General features: G+C 44.5%; 1 protein-coding gene and 1 pseudogene. Both read right to left on the minus strand.

All coding sequences use genetic code 11. From position 1 onward, the window contains the following. Window positions 1-2,770 (minus strand): SpaA isopeptide-forming pilin-related protein (locus tag AOQ32_RS07905; protein ID WP_059394349.1); only part of this gene is annotated, 2,770 nt, incomplete at its 3' end. 78 nt (window positions 2,771-2,848) lie between these two features. Beyond that, window positions 2,849-3,439 (minus strand): annotated as a pseudogene (locus tag AOQ32_RS09015) (hypothetical protein); the annotation flags it as partial.

Here is a 3,439-nt window from a genome sequence, read left to right on the forward strand (position 1 = left end):
CTAGATGCTTAACACCTGCTTCATGCAAATCATCGTCAATTCGCAATGTCACTTGATCCCGACTAACCTGCTTACCGGACGTAATTTCAGGTGTTGGTTGACCATTTTCTGACCACTTCACCGGTGTACCATCGGCATGGTAAAGTGTGTATTCAGCACCGCTAAGGGTAGCTCGTCCTTGACTGTTATCACCCGTCTGCTTGTCTTGCTTAATGACCGAAGTTGAACCAGTTACTTCCTGGTTCGTTCCGGCCGCCATATCAGCTACCAAGGCAACTTCTTGACCGGCATACTTCAACGTTACCTTTTGTGGTGTAAAGCTATTGACATAGCCTTGGCTTGCCTTTGATTCGGTCACATAATAATCACCTAATGGCAAGTTGGCATCGGTTTCGGCGTGTCCATTTGCATCAGTCGTGATTTGAGCAACCACCTTGCCTAACGCATTGTCTTGATGAATATCAAAGACATTGCCTGCCAAAGAATAGTTACTATTCCAAGGTGTCTTTTTACTTTCGGAACCGGACTTATCAATGACAGTCTTTCCCTTGACCTCTTGATTCGTACCGCCAGTCAAAGACAAGACGATTGGCACATTTTGACCTTGATAAGTAATATCGACATCCTGTGGTTTGAAGGTCTTAACAAAGCCCTTGGAAGCTTGGACTTCTTCAACGACATAGTGACCTAATGGCAAATCCTCACGAGTCTTAGCATAACCATTGGCATCCGTTGTGACTTCATCAACGACTTCACCATTGATAGAATCCTTATGGATTTTAAAGACGTTTCCAGCCAATGAGTAGTTGTCGTTCCACTGCTTTGTACCGGTTTCAGCCCCGGTCTTTTGAATGGTAATGCCACCCTTAACTTCTTGGTTGGTCTCATAGGCTGTGTCAAAGACAACAGGCACTTCTTGACCAACATAAGACAAGTCAACCTTTTGTGGGGTCGCTGACTTCACAAAGCCTTGACTGGCCTTGGTTTCAACCACCGTGTACTTACCTAACTTCAAGTCCGTCTTTGAGTAAGCCTTACCAGAAGCATCGGTGGTCACATGATCAACTAGGTTGTTTTGTTCGTCAAAAATATCGAACTCATTCCCAGCCAACGTGTAGTTGCCGTTAATCATGTTCTTACCAGATTGGGCACCAGACTTATCGACAATGATTTGACCCTTCACTTCTTGGTTGGTCCCACCAGTAGCTGAGATAACAATCGGTACATTTTGACCTTGATACGTAATATCAACATCTTGAGGCTTGAAGGTCTTCAAGAAGCCTTTAGAAGCTTGAACTTCTTCAACGACATAGTGTCCAAGAGGCAAGTCTGTCTTGGTCTGTGCCTGTCCTTTATCATTGGTAGTGACTGTATCAACGACTTCACCATTGATCGAGTCCTTATGAATCTTAAAGATATTGCCAGCCAATGAGTAGTTGTCGTTCCACATTTGAGTGCCTGTTTCGGCACCCGTCTTTTGAATGGTGATCCCACCCGTTACTTCCTTATTGGTAGCAGTAACCGTTTGCACGTTTTGTCCATCAGCGTTTAGATCAACAGCAATCGGCGTAAAGGTATTGGCCAGCCCTTGACTTGCTTGTTTTTCAGTGATGACATAATGGCCATAGTCCATGACAGAACCGGTTTCAGCGTTTCCATTGGCATCAGTCGTCAATTCCTTGACCACAGGACCGCCAGCAGTGTCCTTATGAACCTCAAAGACATTGCCCGCCAAAGAATAATTACCATTGGTTAAATGCTTGTTCACCTGACCGTTGTCTTGTAGCACATTTTTATCAATCTTGAGATTAGCTTTGACAATATTAACGCTGACATTAGCTTTCATTCGCGAAGGATCGCCAGAACCATCAAGTGTCTGGCCGATTGAATCGTCAGGGTTCACTGTACCGTAAATATAATTAACACCATTAGTGTTACGGCCAGTGTTCAAGGTGAGGGTAGCATTCCCTGCCTGTGCCGACTGATCAGTATTCACGACTAACTGTGTGCCATTGGCAGAGGCTGTTACTCCAGCCTTATCACTAGTGATACGTTGAAACTTACTTAAATCAACACCATTCGTTGTATCAATTACCCCTGATTTTCCAGCCACGATATTCAATGGCGCTGGATTAAAAGTTGGGCTTTGCGAGAGTGAAGCGGCATTATCCAAGATTTGGGCAGCCTTGGAAGCTACATCACCCGCGCCTGTATAGTTTTGGCCTGTAACCGTTCGACCGTCCAATACATTGGTGAGTTGAGATGAGTCGATTTTGCTATTTCCATCGACCATCCCAGGAATTCCATTTTGCCCAGCTAGAAGCGACCACATTGCTACCTGAGTTGCATAGTAAGTAGCAGGATCATTTGCTGCACCCTGTGATTGGCCAACCCAGGCAACATTATTGACCAGTCCTCTTTGATACGAAGTCATGCGAGACCAGAGAGCTGCTCTTGCATCGTTTTGACCAACCTGTGTAGCTAGGGCACCGCTATGAACAATGACAAAGGGGTTGATACAGAATGTAGCTTGAGAGCCCATTCGTATGTTCATGACTGGTTCGTTGGAACCATCCGAAAACGATACAGTACCATCTTTTCCAGCAAATGACACTTGTCCACCACTAGCCAAATCATCCGCCGATACGATATTGTGTTGACTGATAAGTCCTAATCCTGAAATCAACATTGCGCCGGCAATCATTGTCGTAACCCAATGTTTCCCATCTTTATAAAGTTTATAACGTTCTTTTTCTTTCAAATTTCCCATACTTTTTATTTCCTTTCAATAAAACGTTAAAAAACATAAAAAAAAGAGCTGTATCAGCTCTTTTAGATTTAGTTAATTTTAATAATAGCTATAACTCTCTACATTATCATGTGAGTCCATGTAATCAGCACCAGCATTAATAGCTTCTTGTTGGCTATTAAAGCCACCCTTTGTGTAGATAGCTTTATATTTATCATCATACGCAACAAAAGTCCACTTGTGGGCTTGTTGTGCAGGTGCGCTGGCTGCCGGTTGTGACGATGCAACTGGCGTGCTTGTCGCAGGCTGACTTGCCGGTTGACTAGCAACTGGCTGTGACGGTGCTTGGTAAGAGCTACCGCCATTCCTTGATGAATCCATTGCTTGCTGATATTGCTTTTCGTCTGGAATAATTGGTTCGGTACGACCAGGGGTCCATGCACCACCAAAACCGGGTGTGGTTGGTGTTTTGGTGCCAGGAATCCGCAGGTAATACGTACCATCGTTTCCAAAGTCATAAGTTGTACCATACATTGGCACTTGACCTTGAACGGCCCGACCATTTTGGTCAGTATAGTAGGTCAAACCCCATGCTTGACGCCATCCTGCATTTTGGCGGACGCCATCCACAAACCAATAATAAGTACCCATGTAATAACGGAAGCCAGTGAACAGTTGACCATCTTCATA

Source organism: Fructobacillus tropaeoli, from assembly GCF_001047135.2.
Lineage (GTDB): Bacteria > Bacillota > Bacilli > Lactobacillales > Lactobacillaceae > Fructobacillus > Fructobacillus tropaeoli.